Source organism: Streptomyces sp. NPDC050619 (genome assembly GCF_040654815.1).
Lineage (GTDB): Bacteria > Actinomycetota > Actinomycetes > Streptomycetales > Streptomycetaceae > Streptomyces.
The window spans coordinates 125,527-146,072 of the sequence record NZ_JBFAIR010000026.1 but is presented as its reverse complement, the minus strand read 5'-3'; the positions used below and the strand labels follow the sequence as shown (position 1 = coordinate 146,072).

Annotated in this window: 16 protein-coding genes and 1 riboswitch; of the genes, 15 read left to right on the top strand and 1 reads right to left on the bottom strand. The window is 70.0% G+C overall.

What is annotated here, in order from left to right:
• The first annotated feature begins 119 nt into the window (after positions 1-119).
• The 15 genes from AB0I77_RS35175 (at position 120) to AB0I77_RS35105 (ending at position 17,901) form a co-directional block, all read left to right on the top strand.
• Positions 120-863, top strand: a complete 744-nt coding sequence (locus AB0I77_RS35175) for an N-acetyltransferase (RefSeq protein ID WP_363286828.1) — start codon at positions 120-122, stop codon at positions 861-863.
• A gap of 106 nt (positions 864-969) precedes the next feature.
• Positions 970-1,671, top strand: coding sequence for a hypothetical protein (locus AB0I77_RS35170; RefSeq protein ID WP_363286827.1), 702 nt, complete (start codon positions 970-972; stop codon positions 1,669-1,671).
• 38 nt (positions 1,672-1,709) lie between these two features.
• Positions 1,710-3,194 (top strand): protein kinase, encoded by a 1,485-nt coding sequence (locus AB0I77_RS35165; RefSeq protein ID WP_363286850.1) that lies wholly within the window; start codon positions 1,710-1,712, stop codon positions 3,192-3,194.
• A 176-nt stretch (positions 3,195-3,370) separates the two neighbouring features.
• Positions 3,371-4,015 carry a SurA N-terminal domain-containing protein gene (locus AB0I77_RS35160; protein ID WP_363286826.1) on the top strand — a complete coding sequence of 215 codons (645 nt, stop codon included), beginning with the start codon at positions 3,371-3,373 and terminating at the stop codon, positions 4,013-4,015.
• A 129-nt stretch (positions 4,016-4,144) separates the two neighbouring features.
• Positions 4,145-5,122: a nucleoside triphosphate pyrophosphohydrolase gene (locus tag AB0I77_RS35155; RefSeq protein WP_363286825.1), complete on the top strand. Its 978-nt coding sequence runs from the start codon at positions 4,145-4,147 to the stop codon at positions 5,120-5,122.
• Positions 5,123-5,164: 42 nt separating this feature from the next.
• Positions 5,165-7,348, top strand: coding sequence for a hypothetical protein (locus AB0I77_RS35150; protein WP_363286824.1), 2,184 nt, complete (start codon positions 5,165-5,167; stop codon positions 7,346-7,348).
• A gap of 9 nt (positions 7,349-7,357) precedes the next feature.
• Positions 7,358-8,647: a cytochrome P450 gene (locus tag AB0I77_RS35145; protein WP_363286823.1), complete on the top strand. Its 1,290-nt coding sequence runs from the start codon at positions 7,358-7,360 to the stop codon at positions 8,645-8,647.
• A gap of 152 nt (positions 8,648-8,799) precedes the next feature.
• Positions 8,800-9,795, top strand: coding sequence for a transglycosylase family protein (locus AB0I77_RS35140; RefSeq protein WP_363286821.1), 996 nt, complete (start codon positions 8,800-8,802; stop codon positions 9,793-9,795).
• 184 nt (positions 9,796-9,979) lie between these two features.
• Positions 9,980-10,158: riboswitch (cyclic di-AMP (ydaO/yuaA leader) on the top strand.
• 4 nt (positions 10,159-10,162) lie between these two features.
• Entirely contained in the window at positions 10,163-10,873 is a 711-nt protein-coding gene (locus AB0I77_RS35135; RefSeq protein WP_363286820.1) for a transglycosylase family protein, read from the top strand.
• A gap of 279 nt (positions 10,874-11,152) precedes the next feature.
• Positions 11,153-12,439 (top strand): phosphopyruvate hydratase, encoded by a 1,287-nt coding sequence (gene eno / locus AB0I77_RS35130; protein WP_363286849.1) that lies wholly within the window; start codon positions 11,153-11,155, stop codon positions 12,437-12,439.
• Positions 12,440-12,561: 122 nt separating this feature from the next.
• Positions 12,562-13,038 (top strand): septum formation initiator family protein, encoded by a 477-nt coding sequence (locus tag AB0I77_RS35125; protein ID WP_363286819.1) that lies wholly within the window; start codon positions 12,562-12,564, stop codon positions 13,036-13,038.
• Between the two features lie 44 nt (positions 13,039-13,082).
• Positions 13,083-13,613, top strand: a complete 531-nt coding sequence (locus AB0I77_RS35120) for a DUF501 domain-containing protein (RefSeq protein WP_363286818.1) — start codon at positions 13,083-13,085, stop codon at positions 13,611-13,613.
• A complete protein-coding gene (locus AB0I77_RS35115; protein ID WP_363286817.1) occupies positions 13,610-14,551 on the top strand; it encodes a Ppx/GppA phosphatase family protein in 942 nt (313 codons plus the stop codon). The genes AB0I77_RS35120 and AB0I77_RS35115 overlap by 4 nt, the downstream gene beginning before the upstream one ends.
• Positions 14,552-14,970: 419 nt before the next feature.
• Entirely contained in the window at positions 14,971-16,383 is a 1,413-nt protein-coding gene (locus AB0I77_RS35110; protein WP_363286816.1) for an NAD(P)/FAD-dependent oxidoreductase, read from the top strand.
• 216 nt (positions 16,384-16,599) lie between these two features.
• Entirely contained in the window at positions 16,600-17,901 is a 1,302-nt protein-coding gene (locus tag AB0I77_RS35105) for a cyclopropane-fatty-acyl-phospholipid synthase family protein (protein WP_363286815.1), read from the top strand.
• Positions 17,902-17,990: 89 nt separating this feature from the next.
• Here AB0I77_RS35105 and AB0I77_RS35100 read toward each other — a convergent pair whose 3' ends face one another.
• Entirely contained in the window at positions 17,991-20,522 is a 2,532-nt protein-coding gene (locus tag AB0I77_RS35100) for an FtsX-like permease family protein (protein ID WP_363286814.1), read from the bottom strand.
• Positions 20,523-20,546: the final 24 nt, after the last annotated feature.

Genomic DNA, 20,546 nt, shown 5'->3' with positions numbered 1-20,546 from the left:
CCGTCAACTTACGCTGCCGAGATCGCGAGCCCCAACTGGCCTTTGCTGTCGGGCCGTTGGCGACAGAAGGGAGCGAGAAAGGGGTTTCCCGCTCCCGACCCCACCCCTACCGTGACCACATGGAGCTGAAGATCTCGACCCTCGCCGAGCGTCCCGACATGTACGAGCGGGTCGTCGGGATGGCCGCCAGCTGGCCGGAGTTCGTGATCCAGGATCCCGTTGGCGACTCCCACTACGGGCGGATCGCCGCCGAACTGCCGCAGTACGTGCTGTTCGCCGAGGACGAGCGGGGAGAGGTGGTCGCGCAGGCGCACGGTGTGCCCTTCGCGCTCCATGCCGAAGGGCGGGGTGAACCGCCCGCGCGCGGCTGGGACGAGGTACTCGTATGGGCCTTCGCCGATCTGGAGCGGGGTGTTCGGGCCGATACCGTCAGCGCGATCGCCATCGCCGTCGCTCCCCATGTCCAGGGCCACGGCCTGTCCGCCCGGATGCTGTCGGCGATGCGCGACAACGCCCGGGCCCAGGGCTTCACCGAGGTCGTCGCTCCGGTTCGGCCCAGCGCCAAGCACCTGGAACCGCGCACGCCCATCGAGGAGTACGCCCACCGCGTACGCCCCGACGGCCTGCCCCACGACCCCTGGCTGCGGGTCCACGCCCGGGCCGGCGCCGCCATCGACTCCGTGGCACCGGCCTCCATGACCGTGTCCGGCTCGCTGGAGCAGTGGCGCCGCTGGACCGGGCTGCCCTTCGACACGGCGGGCGACATCGAGGTGCCCGGCGCGCTGGTGCCGGTGCGCTGCGAACCGGAGCGCGGGTACGCGGTGTATGTCGAGCCCAATGTGTGGATGCGGCATCCCCTGTAGGCGAAGCGATCAGCATGACAACGGTTCGGTACAACCGAGGACCGCTTGTCGGTGTCGGCCTATACGCTCGGACCGACCATCGCGCGACCAGGGATCAGGAGCAGCCATGCAAGGCCACGGCTACACGCAGCCGGTGAAGCAGGCCCCTCCGACCGGGGTGCTGGTCTTCCTGCGCGTGTTCTTCGTGGTGCTCTCGGTGCTCAGCTTCGGCCTGCTGACGTGGACGATGCTGCTGCGCCTGGCCATCGTGACCCGTAGGACGCTCGACTGGACACTGTTCGTCGCGGTGCTGGTGGCGGAGATCCTCGGCCTCTACCTGATCGGCACCGAGTCCGGCGAGGAGATCCACACCACGGGCGGCTGGATGGGCCTCACCCTGCTCCTGGGCAGCCTCGTGGGCGCGATCTCGTACTACCTCGCCGCGGACATACGCCACTTCCACCAGCTCCGCTTCGCCGCTGCCTACGGCCCGCAGCAACACCCGGCACCGGCACCGGCCTCGGCACCGGCGGCGTACGGCTACCCGCAGCCGCAGGGGCAGCCGCGGCCGCAGCCCCACCCGCATCCCAGCCCCCAATCGCCGTACTCCGCCGCCACAACCGTGCCGCAGCCCCCGCCCCCGATGCCCGGTAACCCGGTGCCGCCAGTGCCCCCGGTGGCCCACACTCCCGTACCGCAGCCGCCGCCCGTGCCCACCTCGCCGCCCCGGCGCCCCGCGCCCGCCCGCATCGACCAGGTGCGTGCCGAGCTCGACGAGCTCAGTGACTACCTGCGCAAGCACGACGGCCACCACGAGGGCGGAAGGTGACCGTGGCGGCAGGACGTGTCGTCGCCGGCCGCTATGAACTGTCCACGCTCATCGGACAGGGCGGCATGGGCCAGGTCTGGACGGCTTACGACCAGCGGCTCGACCGGCGTGTGGCGGTGAAACTGCTGCGCCCCGACAAGGTGGCGGGCCAGGAGGCGGACGAGCTGCGCCGCCGCTTCGTGCGCGAGTGCCGGGTCACCGCGCAGGTCGACCACCCCGGCCTGGTCACGGTGCACGACGCGGGCAGTGCGGGCGAGGAGCTGTTCCTCGTCATGCAGTACATCGACGGCGCCGACCTCGCGGGCCACCTTGCCGAACACGACCCGTACCCGTGGCAGTGGGCGGTCGCGGTCGCCGCGCAACTGTGCGCCGTGCTGAGCGCCGTGCACGCCGTGCCGATCGTCCACCGCGACCTCAAGCCGCGCAACGTGATGGTGAAGCAGGACGGTACGGTCACCGTCCTCGACCTCGGCGTCGCGTCCGTGATGGACGCGGACACCACCCGCCTCACCCACACCGGCACCCCCATCGGCTCCCCCGCCTACATGGCCCCGGAGCAGGCGATGGGCGGCGCGGTCGGCCCGTACACCGACCTGTACGCACTCGGCGTAGTACTGCACGAACTCCTCAGCGGCGACGTGCCGTTCGCGGGCTCGACGGCCCTCGGTGTGCTGCACCGGCACCTGTACGAGGCACCGGTGCCCGTGCGCCACATCCGCCCCGAGGTACCCGAGCCCCTCGAAGCGCTCGTCCTGCGCCTGCTCGCCAAGGACCCGCAGCACCGCCCGGCCTCCGCACAGGACGTGTACGAAGACCTGGCGCTGCTCCTGCCCGCGCGCGGGATACCCACCGGGGCGCCCCTCGACCCCACGCGCCCCTTCCTGCGCCCGCACGCACCCTGGCCGGACCGCGCCCGCACGCCCGCGCCCCAGCCCGCCCCCGCCACGCCGGTCACCGAAAAACCCGATGTCGCCGGCGCCGTCGACGAGGTCAAGCGCCTGCTCGGCGAGGGCCGCATCACCCAGGCCGTCGACATCCTCGGCGCGATCCTGCCCGCCGCCGCCGAACAGCACGGCGAGCACTCCCCGGTCGTACGCACCCTGCGCAAGCAGTACGCGGCCACGCTCATGGACGACGGCCAGTACCGGCGCGCGCTGCCCGAACTGCGCCGCCTCGCCGACGAACGCGCCGCCGAGGCCGGCCAGTCCGACCCCACGTCGCTCCGCTTCCGCTACGAGAGCGCCCAGTGTCTCGAGCAGCTCGGCGAACCGGCGGCGGCACTCGCCGAGTACCGCGCGCTGCTGCCGTACTACGAGAACCAGTACGTGGCCGGCGACCCCGAGCTCGCCCACGACGTCCGCCGTCGCATCGGCCACCTGCTCCTCGCCCTCGGCGACCGCGCCGCCGCCCACGACACACTGGCCCGGCTGCTGCACGACGCGGAACGGCTGCACGGTCCCGGACACCCGTTCGCGGCGGAGATCCGCCGGACGTTGCAGTGGCTGGGGCAGGTGCGCGGCTAGAAGCGCGGCTGGCCGATCTCCCCGGCAACATGTGGTACGCCCCGCGGCAGGCGCGGCGGTGCCGGAAGTCCTGGTGAATCGTTGGTCCAATGGGTTGGCCAGAGCTGTCCCACTGCCTACCATCGATCATCGCAAGAACTTTGTGCACCGTCGCACAATCTCCTCGGGAGGTTTCCTTGCACCGCCGCCGTCGCACCGCGCTCCTCCTCTCCGCCGTGATCGCCGCGGCCCCCCTTCTCTCCGCCTGCGGAAACGATGCGCATCCCGGCGCGGCGGCCGTCGTCGACGGCCGGCGGATCACCGTCGCCCAGCTGGAAACGCGGGTGAAAGAGGTGCGCGAGGCGCAGCGGGCGGCGGTGCCGGACGAGTCGCAGTACGCGCAGGCCATCGCCCAGACCGGCACGCTCACCCGGGACACCCTGCACAGCATGGTCCTCGACCAGGTGCTGCACCGTGCCGCCCAGGACGCGGGCGTGACCGTCAGCCGCAAGGAGACCCAGACGATGCGCGCCGGCCTGGAACAGCAGACCGGCGGCGCCAAGGCACTGGAGACGGCCTGGCTCCAGGAGTACGGCATCGCACCGGAGCGCCTCGATGACAACCTCCGCCTCCAGCTGGAGGCCCAGAAGCTCGCCGCCAAGATCGGCACCGAGACGGGCGATCCCGCTTTCTGGAGCGTCCTGTCCAAGGCGTCCAAGGAATTGAACGTCGACCTCAACCCGCGCTACGGCTCCTGGGACGTCCAGAAGAGCAGCCGCGTCGACGCGAAGACGCCGTGGCTGCGAGAAGTCACGGCGACGGCGACGCCACAGACGGCGTAAGGCGGCATGAGGGGGCGTACGTCGACGTAGGCGTAGGTCGGCGTAGGTCGGCCAACGGTACGGTCGGCGCAGTCGATCACCCTGTGGATAACTCGCGGCGCTGTCGGTGCCGTGCGTTAGCTTCGAATCGTGAACGCAACCAGCCCCGAAGCCGCCACCGGCCGCATCGTCCTGCTCACCACCAGCCACCGCGTCGCCCCCGGCCTGCTGTCCTGGCCCGCCTGGCAGGCGCTGCACGCCGCCGACCGTGTGCTGTGCGCGGACGGAGCGCACCCGCAGTTGCCGTATCTGCGTGAGGCCGGAATAGCGGTCGACGAGGCGTCCCCGACCGCCGAGGAACTGGTCGACGCGTGCGCCGGCGGCAGGACGGTCGTGGTGGTGGCGACCGGTGAGGGGGAGCCCGCCCTCACCGACGGCCTGGCCCGCCTCGCGGGCTCCGGCCGCATCTCGATGCCCGACCTGGAGCTGCTCCCCGCCTCCTACGACCTCCCGGGCGCCCGCCTCCTCGACCTCGTCCAGGTCATGGACCGCATCCGCGCCGAGTGCCCGTGGTCGTCCCAGCAGACCCACAGGGGCCTGGCGAAGTACGGCATCGAGGAGGCGTACGAACTGGTCGAGGCCATCGAGGACGGCGACCGCGAAGAACTGCGCGAGGAGCTCGGAGATGTCCTCCTCCAGGTGGTCTTCCACGCGCGTATAGCGGAGGAGGACCCGGACACCCCCTTCTCCATCGACGACGTGGCCGCCGGCATCGTCACCAAGCTCATCCACCGCCACCCGCACGTCTTCGGCGACGAGACGGCCACGACCCCCGAAGACGTCAAGGAGCACTGGCTGCGCACGAAGGCGGTGGAGAAGCAGCGGGAATCGCTGACGGACGGCATACCGCTGGGCCAGCCGGGCCTCGCACTGGCGGCGAAGCTGGCGTCACGGGTCCGCACGGCCGGGCTCGACGTGCCGCTGCCGACCGGGGAGGGCGTCGGGTACGAGCTGCTGGCCCAGGCGGTCCGGGCGGAGGCGGCCGGGGTGGACCCGGAGGCGGCACTGCGCGTCGCCGCGCGGGCATACCGTGACGCCGTACGGGCCGCTGAGGGCTTGAAGGCTTAGTACGGTTGCTCTCGGCGGCTTGGGGCGAGGCAGGGGGCTGGCGTGGGGCAGGAATGGGAGTGGCTGGTACGGGAGTTACTGGCGCTGCCGGACGCGGAGCGGCGCTCCTTGGTCCCGGGGTACTCGCGGAACGCTGATTCGCTGAGCGCCCACGTGCGCGCCGTCCACACGACGTCGCCCGGCGCTTACGAGATGCTCGTCTCCAGGCTGGCGAGGTTGCGCGGTGCTCGGCTCGATGTCGCCTCCACTATTCCGGGCGGCTCGACCGGTGACCAGGTCGCCCACGACCACGTCGACTTCCGGGATTCCACCTTCCACGACCAGGTCGTCGGGGTTCAGCACAACGTGCAGCACAACGTGCAGAACAACCACTACGGCACCGTCCCCGCCCCGGCGGACTGGCGGCCGGTCCTTCACGTGGGGCCCTTGGAGTTCGGCGTGCGTCCCACCCGGCACGTGCCCGGGCTGCCCGACGTGCCGCCGTATGTGCCGCGCGACTGCGACGACGACCTGCGGGCCCGGCTCGCCCACAACGGCCTGGTGCTGATCCTGGGGGAGCCGTACGCCGGCAAGTCGTACACCGCGTGGCAGGGCGTGCGGTCGCTGGAGGGCCACCGGCTGTACGCGCCGGATGCCGGTGAGGACCTGCGTGCCCTGCTCGCCGCGCTGCGCGGGAAGCCCGGCCGGTACGTCGTCTGGCTGGACGAGCTGACCGATCATCTCGGCGCGGGCGGTCTGGACCCGCGGCTGCTGGGACGGCTCACCAGCCTCGGCGTCGTCGTGCTCGGCACGATGAGCCCCGAGGAGTACTACCGGCGGCGTGCCGGGACGGCCCCCGGCGACCGGGTCGTCGCCGCGGCCCGCACGGTGGAGGTGGCGCGCGAGTGGAGCGAGGCCGAGCTGAATCGGCTGGCGGGGCACGACGACCCGCGCGCCTACCCGGCGTACATGTGGAGTGGCAGAGAGGGCGCGGCCTCGTACTTCGCGATCGGGCACCTTTTGTTCGACGAGTGGCGGCGCGTGGGGACCCAACTGGACCATCCACGCGGCCAGTCGCTGGTGCGTGCCGCGGTCGACCTCGCCCGGTGCGGGATCACGGCAGCGGTACCGGTCGAGCTGCTCAGGACGGTCCAGGAGCAGTACGGGGCGCAGGAGAGGGAGTCGTTCGAGGACGCGCTCGCCTGGGCGACGGCGCCGCTGTTCGGAGTCTCGGGACTGCTGGTGCAGGGCGAGGAGGAGGGCACCTGGCGTGCGTACGGGGCTCTGGTCGCGGAGGCGTTGAGATCGGGCGGCGATCTGGAGCCGGTGCCGGACGAGGTGTGGTGGACGCTGCTGGACGCGGCCCGGGAGGACGGCTCCCCGCTCGGCTTCACCGCCGTACTCGATGCCGCCCGCACGGCGTTGCAGACCCGGATCGAGGCGGGGGATCCGGCGGTGGCGCTCGGATTCGCCGTGCGCACCGAGGGCGAGGAACGCGAGGGGTGGCTGCGGCGGGCCGCCGACGGGGGCCACCCGTGGGCGGCCGTGGAACTGGCGCTGGTCCTGCTGGACCGTACGGACGAGGAGGGTGCGCTGCCGTATCTGGAGGCGGCGGCGGCGAGCGGGAGCAGGACGGCCGCGCGCCATCTCGGCCGGCTCCACCGCCAAGCCGCCGAGCGATGGCTGACCCGCGCGGCCGAGGCCGGCGACGAGCGGGCCGCAGGGACCCTCGGCGAACTCTTCGCGGGCGTTCCCGGCCGTGAGAACGACGCCATGCGATGGCATCTGAAGGCGTATCGGCGCGGAGAGGCGTCTTCCGCGGTCGCCATCGGAAGGCTGCTGCAACTCGACGGCAGTAAGAACGAGGCCGAGAGGTTTTACAGGCGTGCCGCCGACGCCGGTGACGCACAGGGCGCGTACCGCCTGGGGATCCTGCTCTCCCAGAAGGGGCCCGAGCATCATGCGGAGGCGGAGGCACTGCTCCGGACCGCTGCCGACGCCGGGCAGGTCCACGCGCTGATCGCGCTCGGCATGCTCAAGGAACTGCAACGCGACCTCGTCGCGGCGCTGGCGCTGTTCCGTGAGGGGGAGAAGCGAGGCGACCCGGGCGCGGAGTTCTACGCCGCCGTGGTCAGCAGTTCGCCGGTGTCCGAGGAGATGTTGCGCATCGCGGAGGAACGCGGCCTCTACTGGGCGTTCAAGCGGCGAGAGACCGCCGATCGGGACACCCCCGACTCCGCCGTATAACGTCAGGGCGTGACCGACCAGCCCACCCCCACGAACCCCGCACCGGAGCTCTTCACCTGGGAGTTCGCCACCAACCCCTACCCCGCCTACGCCTGGCTGCGCGAAAACGCCCCCGTCCACCGCGCCAAACTCCCCAGCGGCGTGGAGGCCTGGCTGGTCACCCGCTACGCGGACGCCAAACAAGCCCTCGCCGACCCGCGGCTGTCCAAGAACCCCGCCCATCACGACGAGCCCGCGCACGCCAAGGGCAAGACCGGCATCCCCGGCGAGCGCAAGGCCGAGTTGATGACCCATCTGCTCAACATCGATCCGCCGGACCACACGAGACTGCGGCGGCTCGTCTCCAAGGCGTTCACCCCGAGGCGGGTCGCCGAGTTCGCACCGCGCGTCCAGGAGCTCACCGACCACCTCATCGACCAGTTCGCCGAGACGGGAAGCGCCGATCTCATCCATGAGTTCGCCTTCCCTCTCCCCATCTACGCGATCTGCGACCTGCTCGGCGTCCCCCGCGAGGACCAGGACGACTTCCGGGACTGGGCGGGGATGATGATCCGTCACGGGGGAGGTCCGCGGGGCGGTGTCGCGCGGTCGGTGAAGAAGATGCGCGGCTATCTCGCCGAGCTCATCCACCGCAAGCGCGAGGCGCTGCCGCAGACCGCCGCGCCCGGCGAGGACCTCATCTCCGGGCTCATCCGCGCCTCCGACCACGGTGAGCACCTCACCGAGAACGAGGCCGCCGCCATGGCCTTCATCCTGCTGTTCGCCGGTTTTGAGACGACCGTAAATCTCATCGGCAACGGCACCTACGCCCTGCTCACCCACCCCGGGCAACGGGCCCGCCTCCAGGACTCCCTGGCCGCCGGGGACACCGGCCTCCTCGCCACCGGCGTCGAGGAACTCCTCCGCTACGACGGCCCCGTCGAGCTCGCCACCTGGCGCTTCGCCACCCGGCCGGTCACCCTCGGCGGGCAGGACATCGCACCCGGCGACCCCGTCCTCGTCGTCCTCGCCGCCGCGGACCGGGATCCGGAGCGGTTCGCCGATCCGGATGTGCTCGATCTCTCCCGCGGCGACAACCAGCACCTCGGGTACGGGCACGGCATCCACTACTGCCTCGGCGCCCCGCTCGCCCGTCTGGAGGCGCAGACCGCCCTCGCCACGCTGCTCACGCGCCTTCCCGACCTGCAACTCGGAGGGGATTCAGCCGATTTGCGCTGGCGCGGAGGGCTCATCATGCGCGGACTGCGTACGCTGCCCGTCGCGTTCACGCCCCGTGGTCGACTGCTCCCACCTGCGTAAAGGTGACATGCCTTCACGTCTGTGATCTTCACGTGATCTGTGCGGCATTAACTTGTGACAAGTAATCGTGTGCCTATACGTTCACGGATCAGCGCGACACCTAGCCGCACACCCGTCGCGCCGGTCACAGTTGTCTCGGGAAAGGCCTCCGTATGCTCTCCGGGAACGGTCGTCACCGTCGCCCCCGCCAGGCTCCGGCTCTGCTCGTCGCGGCCGGAGTGACCGGCTCCGCCATCGCGATCCCGCTCCTCGGCGCCACCGGCGCGAGCGCGGCCAGCGGCACCACATGGGACCAGGTCGCGAACTGCGAGACCGGCGGATCCTGGAGCGCGAACAAGGGCGACGGGTACTACGGCGGGCTCCACCTGGCCCAGGAGGACTGGGAGAAGTACGGCGGCCTCGACTACGCCTCGAGCGCCGACCAGGCCAGCCGCTCCCAGCAGATAGCCGTCGCCGAGAAGGTCCTCGCCGACAAGGGTGTCGGCTACTGGCGGACCTGCGGGCTGCTCAACGGGCTCGACAAGGACTCCGGTTCGGCCGATGTCGACACGGGGCTGGCGGATGGCTCGAGTTCGGGTAATTCATCCAGTTCGTCTGGTTCATCTGGTCCATCCGACTCGTCTGGCTTGTCCGATTCATCGGAATCGTCGTCGAATTCCTCCGCGGACGCTTCCACGCCACCCGCGTCACCCTCTCCGTCCGACGACCCGTCGGACCCGTCGAACGCGAAGGACAATTCGACCAAGTCCGACGCATCCGGTGATTCCGACCCGGGCTCCAGTGACTCACAGGACTCCGACAGCTCCTCCACGGGTGCGGCCGGACAGGACGGCTCCGACAACTCCTGGCAAGAGGGCGGCCTTTCGAGTCTGGTGGACACCGGAGCCCTCACCGCCGGCCGGCATCGCGGAGGCAGTGCCGATGAAGGCGCGGCCGACACCGACACCTCCACGGGCCGTCACGCGGCTCCCGGCGACTCGTACACCGTCCGTTCCGGAGACACTCTCGCGTCCATCGCCGACTCCCTTGGCGTCCAGGGCGGATGGCGTGCCCTCTACGAGACGAACAAAAAGGCGATCGGTGCCGACCCGGGGCATATCGTCGCCGGTCAGACGCTCGAAGTCGGTGCTGAACAGGGCAAAAGGTAGCGGGAGTTCGCGTCACACTTCGCCACTGAATGTCCGGTTTGGTGAAAGTGTGGGATGAGTCTCAGAAGCCCTGATCGTCTTTGAAATTCCGCCGATCGCGTGTCTACGGTCAGGACCGCTCGTCACCACGAGCCCCGGTAGCCGCAACGCCGAATCCTGCCAGCGGCCGCACGGGAACAGTCGTCGCTGAACAGCGCCGAAGGCAGGAGCGGGGGACCCAAGGTAGGCGCCGGGACCAGGACTTGAGGCAACTCGAGACCGGAACCGGCTAGGGGTGAAGTCGCGCACCGAACGGTGTGCGGCCGGGCAACTCAACCGGCCCGAACCCGACAGCTCACCTCGCAGGCGTCGGTGAGGGGATCTCTCCATGCTGTTTTCCGGCAAGGGCAAGCACCGCCGTCCGAGCAAGACCACTCGCGCCATCGCCATCGCCGGTGTCACCGGCGCGGCCGTCGCCGCCCCGCTGATGGCCTCCGGCACCGCCTCCGCCGCCACCGCCTCCGAGTGGGACACCGTCGCCCAGTGCGAGTCCGGCGGCAACTGGTCCATCAACACCGGCAACGGCTACTACGGCGGTCTTCAGTTCTCCGCCTCCACCTGGGCCGCGTACGGCGGCACGCAGTACGCCTCCACGGCCAACCTGGCCTCCAAGGCGCAGCAGATAGCCGTCGCCGAGAAGGTCCTCGCCGCCCAGGGCAAGGGTGCCTGGCCGCACTGCGGCACGGGTCTGTCGAGCGGCGGCTACAACGGTGGCAGCGCCGACTCCTCGTCGAGCGGCTCCAGCAACTCCTCGCAGAGCCAGAGCCAGGGCACCGACACCAGCAGCCGCTCCACCACCGAGCAGCCGGCCTCCCGCTCCGCCGAGCGCCCGGCCGCCAAGAAGACCGTCACCACCCCGACCGGCAAGAAGGTCAAGAAGGGCGACGGCGAGTACAAGGTCGTCAAGGGCGACACCCTCAGCTCGATCGCCGAGGAGCACGACGTCGCCGGCGGCTGGCAGAAGGTGTTCAAGCTGAACAAGGACATCGTCGACCAGGCCGACCTGATCTTCCCGGGCCAGCAGCTGCACCTGAAGTGACACGCGGCTCGTAGCCGTCCCCACGGGCTCCCCGCTCCGGTGCGTCATCCCCCGTACGCACCGGGGCGGGGCTTTTTTGAGTCCTCTTTGAGTCCTCATCCTTTGTTCCGTCTCTTTGTTCCGTTCGGAAACAATTTACTCTCGGTTCTGTCCATGAGGTGGTCGACGGACCGGCCGATGGCCCGGAGGCGGTTAGGCTCGGTCTCGCAGAGCCGACCGCGGCCCCCGTTCGCTACGGGCCTCGTGGCCCTGCTGACCCGCGTCACATCCAAGAAGGAGATGCTCGTGCCGTCCATCGACGTCGTCGTAGCCCGGGAAATCCTGGACTCCCGAGGCAACCCCACGGTCGAGGTCGAGGTCGGCCTCGACGACGGCAGCACCGGTCGTGCCGCCGTCCCGTCCGGCGCCTCCACGGGCGCCTTCGAGGCCATCGAGCTCCGTGACGGCGACCCCAACCGCTACCAGGGCAAGGGTGTCGAGAAGGCCGTCCTGGCCGTCATCGAGCAGATCGGCCCGGAGCTGGTCGGCTACGACGCCACCGAGCAGCGCCTGATCGACCAGGCCATGTTCGACCTGGACGCCACCGACAACAAGGGCTCGCTCGGCGCCAACGCCATCCTCGGCGTCTCGCTCGCCGTCGCCCACGCCGCCTCCGAGGCCAGCGACCTCCCGCTCTTCCGGTACCTGGGCGGCCCGAACGCGCACCTGCTGCCGGTGCCGATGATGAACATCCTCAACGGCGGCTCGCACGCCGACTCCAACGTGGACATCCAGGAGTTCATGATCGCCCCGATCGGCGCGGAGACCTTCTCCGAGGCGCTGCGCTGGGGCACCGAGGTCTACCACACCCTCAAGAAGGTGCTGAAGACCAAGGGCCTGTCCACCGGCCTCGGCGACGAGGGCGGCTTCGCCCCGAACCTCGGCTCCAACCGCGAGGCCCTCGACCTCATCCTCGAGGCCGTCAAGCAGGCCGGTTACGTCCCCGGCGAGCAGATCGCCCTCGCGCTCGACGTGGCCGCCTCCGAGTTCTACAAGGACGGCGTCTACTCCTTCGAGGGCAAGGAGCGCTCCGCCGCCGAGATGACGGAGTACTACGAGGAGCTCGCCGCGGCCTACCCGCTCGTCTCCATCGAGGACCCGCTGTTCGAGGACGACTGGGCCGGCTGGAAGATCCTCACGGACAAGCTCGGCGACAAGGTGCAGATCGTCGGCGACGACCTGTTCGTCACCAACCCGGAGCGCCTGGCCCGCGGTATCGACGAGGGTGCCGCCAACGCCCTGCTGGTCAAGGTCAACCAGATCGGCTCGCTGACCGAGACCCTGGACGCCGTCGAGCTCGCCCAGCGCTCCGGCTTCAAGTGCATGATGTCCCACCGCTCCGGCGAGACCGAGGACGTCACGATCGCCGACCTGGCCGTCGCCACCAACTGCGGCCAGATCAAGACCGGCGCCCCGGCCCGCTCCGAGCGCGTCGCCAAGTACAACCAGCTGCTGCGCATCGAGGAGATCCTCGACGACGCGGCGGTGTACGCCGGTCGCAGCGCGTTCCCTCGCTTCAAGGGCTGACCCAAGCGGGGCTCAACCCTGGGTAAGCCTTAGCCAGTCGTACGTACGTCCCCGTACCCGGTCCCGTACCGTGTCCGGGGACGTACGCGCGTATGACGGGTGTGAAGGGGAGGCGGGAGCCGATGGCCGTGAAGGACCGCGACCGTTTCTCCACCACGACCAGGATCAAGCTGCTCGGCGAGCAGACGGCCGCCCGCGTCTACCGCTCCCAGACCAAGCGGCAGGCGCGCCGCTCCCGGCTGACCGGCCGCGCCGCGCTGCTCGCCCTCGTCCTGTGCACGCTGATCGTGGCGCTCGCCTATCCCATGAGGCAGTACGTCTCCCAGCGCGCCGAGGTCGACGATCTCCAACGGCAGCAGGATCAGGCCCGGCAGCGGGTCGAGCAACTGCGCGACGTCAAGGCACGCTGGCAGGACGACGCGTACGCGGAGCAGCAGATCCGGGAGCGGCTGCACTACGTCATGCCGGGCGAGACGGGGTACATCGTCATCGACCCGGACGCGGCCAAGCAGTCGCGCGCCGAGCTGGGGGCGGCCGACCGCCCCTGGTACGCCAACGTCTGGGACGGGGTCGACAAGTCCGACGCCGCCGACCAGTGAACCGACAGATACCTCAGATACCTCAGAGAGACTTCCCTAAAGGCATGCACACGCCCCCGCCGCCCACCCCGCGCACCGAGCCCACCGACGCGGACGTCGAGGCCTTCAAGCAGCAGCTCGGGCGTCCGCCCCGCGGGCTGCGCGCCATCGCGCACCGCTGCCCGTGCGGCCACCCGGACGTGGTGGAGACGGCCCCCCGCCTTCCCGACGGCACGCCCTTCCCGACGCTGTACTACCTGACGTGCCCGAAGGCCTCCTCGGCGATCGGCACCCTGGAGGCCAACGGCGTGATGAAGGAGATGACGGCCCGCCTGGAGAGCGACCCGGAGCTCGCCGCCGCCTACCGCGCCGCGCACGAGGACTACATCCGGCGCCGCGACGAGATCGAGGAGCTGAAGGGCTTCCCGAGCGCGGGCGGCATGCCGGACCGGGTGAAGTGCCTGCACGTGCTGGTGGCCCACTCGCTGGCGGCCGGACCGGGCGTGAACCCGCTCGGCGACGAGGCACTGGAGATGCTGCCCGAGTGGTGGCGCAAGGGAGCGTGCGTGACGCTCGTGCGGGAGGACGCGAAGTGACCCGAGTCGCCGCCATCGACTGCGGTACGAATTCGATCCGGCTGCTGGTCGCCGACGTGGACGGTGAGAGCGGCGAACTGGTCGACCTGGACCGCCGTATGACCATCGTGCGGCTCGGCCAGGGCGTCGACCGCACCGGACGGCTCGCCCCCGAGGCGCTGGAGCGCACCTTCGCCGCCTGCCGGGAGTACGCGGCGGTCATCAAGGAGCACGGCGCCGAGCGGCTGCGCTTCGTGGCGACCTCCGCCTCCCGGGACGCGGAGAACCGGGACGAGTTCATACGCGGGGTGCTGGACATCCTGGGGGTGGAGCCGGAGGTCGTCACCGGCGACCAGGAGGCGGAGTTCTCCTTCATCGGCGCCACGAAGGAACTGGCGGGCAGCGACCACCTCGACAAGCCCTACCTCGTGGTGGACATCGGTGGCGGTTCGACCGAGTTCGTCGTCGGCGAGGACCAGGTGCGGGCGGCGCGCTCGGTCGACATCGGCTGTGTGCGGATGACCGAGCGGCACCTGGTCGTGGACGGCGCCGTCACCGATCCGCCGACGCCCCCTCAGATCGCGGCGATGCGGGCCGACATCGAGGCGGCCCTGGACCTCGCCGAGCGGACGGTCCCGCTGCGCGAGGCGCGCACGCTGGTGGGTCTGGCCGGCTCGGTGACGACCGTGTCGGCGATCGCGCAGGACCTGCCCGAGTACGACTCGACGGTCATCCACCACTCCCGGGTCCCGCACGACAAGGTCCGCGAGATCACGGACTGGCTTCTGCGCTCCACCCACGCCGAGCGCGCGGCCGTCCCCTCCATGCATCCGGGGCGCGTCGACGTGATCGGCGCGGGCGCCCTGGTCCTGCTGTCGATCATGGAACGGATCGGCGCGGAGGAGGTCGTGGTGAGCGAGCACGACATCCTCGACGGGATCGCTTTCTCGCTCGCGTGAGAGGCGATTCCCCCTTGTGAGCGCGTCAGAGGGGCCTTGCGGTGGCCTTGCGGGCCCCTCCTTGACGTGCCGCCGGAAAAGTTCGTGAAGTTCTTCACAAGGAAATCGGCACGGTCGTGGCGGGAATCCGGTCCGGTTGACCCTTCTGGGGGCCCGATAGGCCCTTGAACGTGTTCAGAAGGGGTGGGCGAGGGTGTTCCCGGAGGGTGTTGGGGGAGGCCCGCCGGGGTGGCTCACAGGGGGTCAGAAAGGCCGGAGAGGCAGCTCAGGCGGCATTGACAACGGCTCGCCCGGTACACAGGTTCCTTCTCGGCGCAATGACCTGGATCACGCGAACGGCGGAGGATAGCACAGACCCCGAGGAAGCTTGTGAAGGGGCGCACGAGCTACCCCCCTGAAGCGGGTGGATACTCGATGGCATGAGCACCACGGAGCGTCCCAGGATCCTCGTAGTAGGCGGTGGGTACGTAGGCCTGTACGCAGCTCGGCGCATTCTCAAGAAGATGCGCTACGGCGAGGCGACCGTCACGGTCGTCGACCCCCGGTCGTACATGACCTACCAGCCCTTCCTTCCCGAAACCGCCGCCGGCAGCATCTCCCCGCGCCACGTCGTCGTCCCGTTGCGACGCGTGCTGCCCAAGGCGGAGGTCCTCACCGGCCGGGTCACCACCATCGACCAGGACCGCAAGGTCGCCTCGATCGCCCCGCTGGTCGGCGAGGCGTACGAGCTGCCCTTCGACTACCTGGTGATCGCGCTCGGCGCGGTCTCCCGCACCTTCCCGATCCCCGGCCTCGCCGAGCAGGGCATCGGTATGAAGGGCATCGAGGAGGCCATCGGCCTGCGCAACCACGTCCTCGAGCAGCTGGACAAGGCCGACTCCACGACCGACGAGGAGATCCGCCGCAAGGCGCTCACCTTCGTCTTCGTCGGCGGCGGCTTCGCGGGTGCGGAGACCATCGGCGAGGTCGAGGACATGGCCCGCGACGCGGCGAAGTACTACAACAACGTGTCCCGCGAGGACATGCGGTTCATCCTCGTCGACGCGGCCGACAAGATCCTCCCCGAGGTCGGCCCCAAGCTCGGCCAGTACGGCAAGGAGCACCTGGAGGGCCGCGGGGTCGAGGTGTACCTCTCCACCTCCATGGACTCCTGCGTCGACGGCCACGTGGTGCTGAAGAACGGCCTGGAGGTCGACTCCAACACCATCGTGTGGACGGCGGGCGTCAAACCGAACCCGGCCCTGTCGCGCTACGGCATTCCCCTCGGCCCCCGCGGTCACGTCGACTGCGAGCCCACGCTCCAGGTCAAGGGCACGGACCACATCTGGGCCGCCGGTGACAACGCCCAGGTGCCCGACCTCATCGGCCGCAAGGCGGGCAACGAGAACGCCTGGTGCCCGCCGAACGCGCAGCACGCCCTGCGGCAGGCGCGGGTCCTCGGCGACAACGTGATCTCCGGTCTGCGGGGCTTCCCGCAGAAGGACTACGCGCACGCCAACAAGGGCGCGGTGGCCGGCCTCGGCCTCCACAAGGGCGTGGCGATGATCGTCATGGGCAAGGTGAAGATCAAGCTCAAGGGCCGGCTGGCGTGGTACATGCACCGCGGCTACCACGGCATGGCGATGCCGACGTGGAACCGCAAGATCCGCGTCTTCGCCGACTGGACGCTCGCGATGTTCCTCAAGCGCGAGGTCGTCGCGCTGGGCGCCCTGGAGACTCCGCGCGAGGAGTTCTACGAGGCCGCCAAGCCGGCGCCGGTCGCCGCGAGCAAGGCCGAGGACAAGTCCAAGGCCGCGGAGAAGCCGAAGGCCGAGCAGGCCAAGGCCTCCTGACGCCCGGTCACTGAACGCCCCGAAGGGGCCGCCCGCCATCCGTGGTGCGGGCGGCCCCTTCGGCGTTCCCGGGGTCTGCCGGGCCACTGGCCGAAACACCGTGCCCCTTACACACATTTTGCCCAGCTGTAACGCGCACGGGGGACTGCGGCCCGGCCCCGCAGGTGTTTACGTGGTGATGGACATTTCAGGATTGCCCTCACGGAGGTGTACACCATGGCGGACGCCGCGCTGCGGCTGAAGAGCCTCGTCGAACAATTGCTGGGAGCCCCCCTCCCCGTGCGCATCCGTGCTTGGGACGGTTCGCAGGCGGGGCCGCCGGGCGCACCGACCCTCGTCGTACGCAACCGCCGAGCCGTACGCCGACTGCTGTGGAAGCCCGGCGAACTGGGCCTGGCCCGTGCCTGGGTCGCCGGTGACCTGGACATCGAGGGCGACCTCTACGCCACCCTCGACCTGGTGTCGGGCCTCATCTGGGAGCGCGGAGAGGACGCGAGGAGCCTCGCCCAGGCCCTGCGCGACCCCGACGTCCGCGCCGCCGCCCGCGGGCTCATCGCCCTCGCCGGCCCTCCGCTGCCCCCGGCCCCGCCCCGGGAGGAGGTCCGCAGACCCCGCCGCCACCTGCACACCAAGCACAGCGACAAGCGCGCCATCAGCCACCACTACGACGTCGGCAACGACTTCTACGAGCTCGTCCTCGGCCCGAGCATGGTGTACTCCTGCGCCTACTGGCCGGCCCCCGAGACGGCGGGCGGCACCCTCGAAACCGCCCAGCGCGACAAGCTCGAACTCATCTCCCGCAAGCTCGCCCTCAAGCCCGGACAGCGGCTGCTCGACGTCGGCTGCGGCTGGGGTTCCATGGCCATCCACGCCGCCCGCGAGCACGGCGTGAGCGTCGTCGGCATCACCCTCTCCCACGAGCAGGCCGCGTACGCCCGTAAGCGCATCGCCGACGAGGGACTGACCGACAAGGTCGAGATCCGCGTACAGGACTACCGGGACGTCACCGACGGACCGTTCGACGCGATCTCCTCCATCGGCATGGCCGAACACGTCGGCGCCGACCGCTACCTGGAGTACGCCGAGAACCTCCTGCGGCTCCTCAAGCCCGGCGGGCGGCTGCTCAACCACCAGATCGCCCGCCGCCCGCAGCGCGACGAATCCTCCTACAACGTCGACGAGTTCATCGATTCCTATGTCTTTCCCGACGGCGAACTCGCCCCCATCGGCACCACCGTCACCCAACTCGAACGCGCCGGGTTCGAGGTGCGCGACGTCGAGTCGATCCGCGAGCACTACGCCCTCACCCTGCGCCGCTGGGTCGCCAACCTGGAGGCCGGCTGGGCGCGTGCCGTCCAGTTGACCAGCCCGGGCCGGGCCCGCGTGTGGCGGTTGTACATGGCCGCCTCCGCGCTCGCCTTCGAGCACAACCGCATCGGCGTCAACCAGGTCCTCGCCGTCAGGACCCCCCTGTCCGGCGACTCGGGGCTGCCCCTGCGGTCCCGTAACTGGAACTGAGCGACACAAAGAGAAGCGACACAAAGAGAAGCGACTCAAAGAGAAGGGCCCCGCTCCTTGTTGCAGGAGCGGGGCCAACTGCCGTCCGGCTACTCCGACTTGATCGCCGACAGCATGTTCAGCCGCGCCGCCCGCCGGGCCGGCCACAGCGCGGCCAGGACGCCCACCGTCGCCGCCATCAGCAGGAACACGGCCATTCGGGCCCACGGCAGGACCAGTTCGTAGGTCGCCATCTTGGTGCTGAGCAGCTCACCGGCCGCCCAGCCGAAGAACACGCCGAGGCCGATGCCCAGCACGCCGCCGAAGAGGCAGATGACCAGGGACTCCAGACGGACCATCCGCTTGATGCCCTTGCGGTCCAGGCCGATCGCGCGCAGCATGCCGATCTCCTGGGAGCGCTCGAAGACCGACATGGCCAGGGTGTTGATGACGCCGAGGACCGCGACGAGCACCGCCATCGCCAACAGGCCGTAGACCATGTTCAGCACCAGCGTGAACGTCTTCGCGACCTCGTTGGAGAGGTCCTCCTTGCCCTCGACCTTGATGGCCGGGTTGGAGCCGAGAGCCTTCTCGATCCGGTCCTTCGTCGCGCTCGACGCCCCGTCGGACGTCTTCACCATGATCGCCGTGTCGCCCGGGTCCGTCTGGTGCGGGGAGAGGGTGGCGTTGTCCACGAGGATCCCCCCGACCATCTCGTTGCCCTCGTAGACCCCGGCGACCGTCAGTTTCTGCTTCTTGCCGTCCTCGTAGTGGACGGTGAAGTTCGAACCCGCCTTCCAGCCGTACGCCTTGGCGATGTCGGCCTCCACGACCGCCTGCGCGCCGCCCACCTTGAAGGAGCCCTCGTCGACCTTCAGGTTGGTCAGCTCGCCGATCGTGTTGCCCGTGACGCCGGTGAGGTACAAGCTCTCGCCGTCGATGCGCGAGGGGGCCTGGCGCATCGGGCTGGTGGCGGTGACGTCGTCGAGCTGCTTCAGCTTCTTCTCGACGTCCGGCGACAACTCGTTGGTGTTCGCCATGGAGACCACGTAGTCCGCCTTGATCGCGGACGCCGCCCTCTTGTCGATCGACTTCTGCAGGCTGCCCGCCATCACCGTCATGCCGGTGATCAGGGTGAGGCCGATCATCAGCGCCGAGGCGGTGGCGGCCGTACGGCGGGGATTGCGCACCGAGTTCTGGCGGGCCAGCTTGCCGGAGACGCCGAACACGCGCAGCATCGGTGCCGCGGCCGCGATCAGCGGGCGGGACAGGAGCGGGGTGAGGATGAAGACGCCGATGATGAGGAGGGCCGCGCCGAGGCTCATGGGGGCCTGGCCGCCCTTGCTGGACATCGTCGTCGCCGCGAGGACGACCGCGATACCCGCCGCCGAGAACAGCGCGCCCAGCGTATTGCGCAGCACCAGCGACTTGGCCGTCGCCTCCGCGTGCACGCTGCTCATCGCCGCGACCGGCGGGATCTTCGCGGCCCGGCGGCCCGGCAGCCAGGCCGCCAGCATGGTGATGAGGATGCCGACGGCGAGGGCCGCGGCGACCGTGCTCGGCGTGATGATCAGCGGCCCGTCCGGGACGATGGCCGTGTCGAACGTGCCCATCAGGGCCCGCAGTCCCGCACCGATGCCGACGCCGGCGGCGAGGCCCGTCACCGCGGCGACCGTGCCGACCACGAACGCCTCGACGAGGACAGAGCGGGTGACCTGCCGGCGCGAGGCCCCTACGGCCCGCATCAGTGCCAGTTCCTTGGTGCGCTGGGCGACCAGCATGGTGAAGGTGTTGGCGATGATGAACGTCCCGACGAAGAGCGAGATGCCCGCGAAGGCCAGCAGGCCCTGCTTCAGCCCGGACATCTGCGAGGAGATCCTATGGGCCTGGTCGTCGGCGAGTTGTTTGCCGGTCGTGGTCTCGACGGCGTCCTTCGGCAGCGCCTTGTCCAGCTCGGCCTGTAGCGCGGCCTGGGTGACACCGGCCTTCGCCTTGACGGCGATCTCGTCGTACGTGCCCGTCTTGCCGAACAGCTTCTGCGCGGTCGCGGTGTCGAAGAGGGCGAGGCTGCCGCCGGCCGCGACATTGCCGTCGTCGGTGGTGAAGATGCCGACGATCCTGGGGTCGAGGACAGGGCCGTTCACCGAGAGCCGTACGGTGTCGCCGACCTCGTACCCGGCGCGCTCGGCGGTCTTGGAGTCGATGAGGACCTCGCCCGCGCCCTTGGGGGCGTGCCCGCTGACCAGCGGATACCGGGCGTCCTTGGTGCCCCAGTAGTTCCCGCCCCGCGACTGGAAGCCGCCGCCTATCAGCTTGCCGTCCTTGTCGGCGATCGCGGTGAAGCCGCTGACGACGCCGATGGCGGACGCGGCGCCGGGCACCTTGGTGCTCTCGTCGAGCAGCGCCTGCGTCAGCTCGGGGGTCTTGCCGACGGTGTTGCCCGTGTCCTCCTGGGGCTCGGGGTCGACGGCCACGTCGACCTGGCCGAAGCCCTTGGCCGAACTCTTCTGGTAGGCCTCGGAGATGGTGTTGGTGAAGACCAGGGTCCCCGACACGAAGGCCACGCCGAGCATCACGGCGAGCACGGTCATCAGGAGCCGGGCCTTGTGCGCGAACACGTTGCGCAAGGCGGTACGGAACATGGGTTGTCTACGTCCAGACGTACG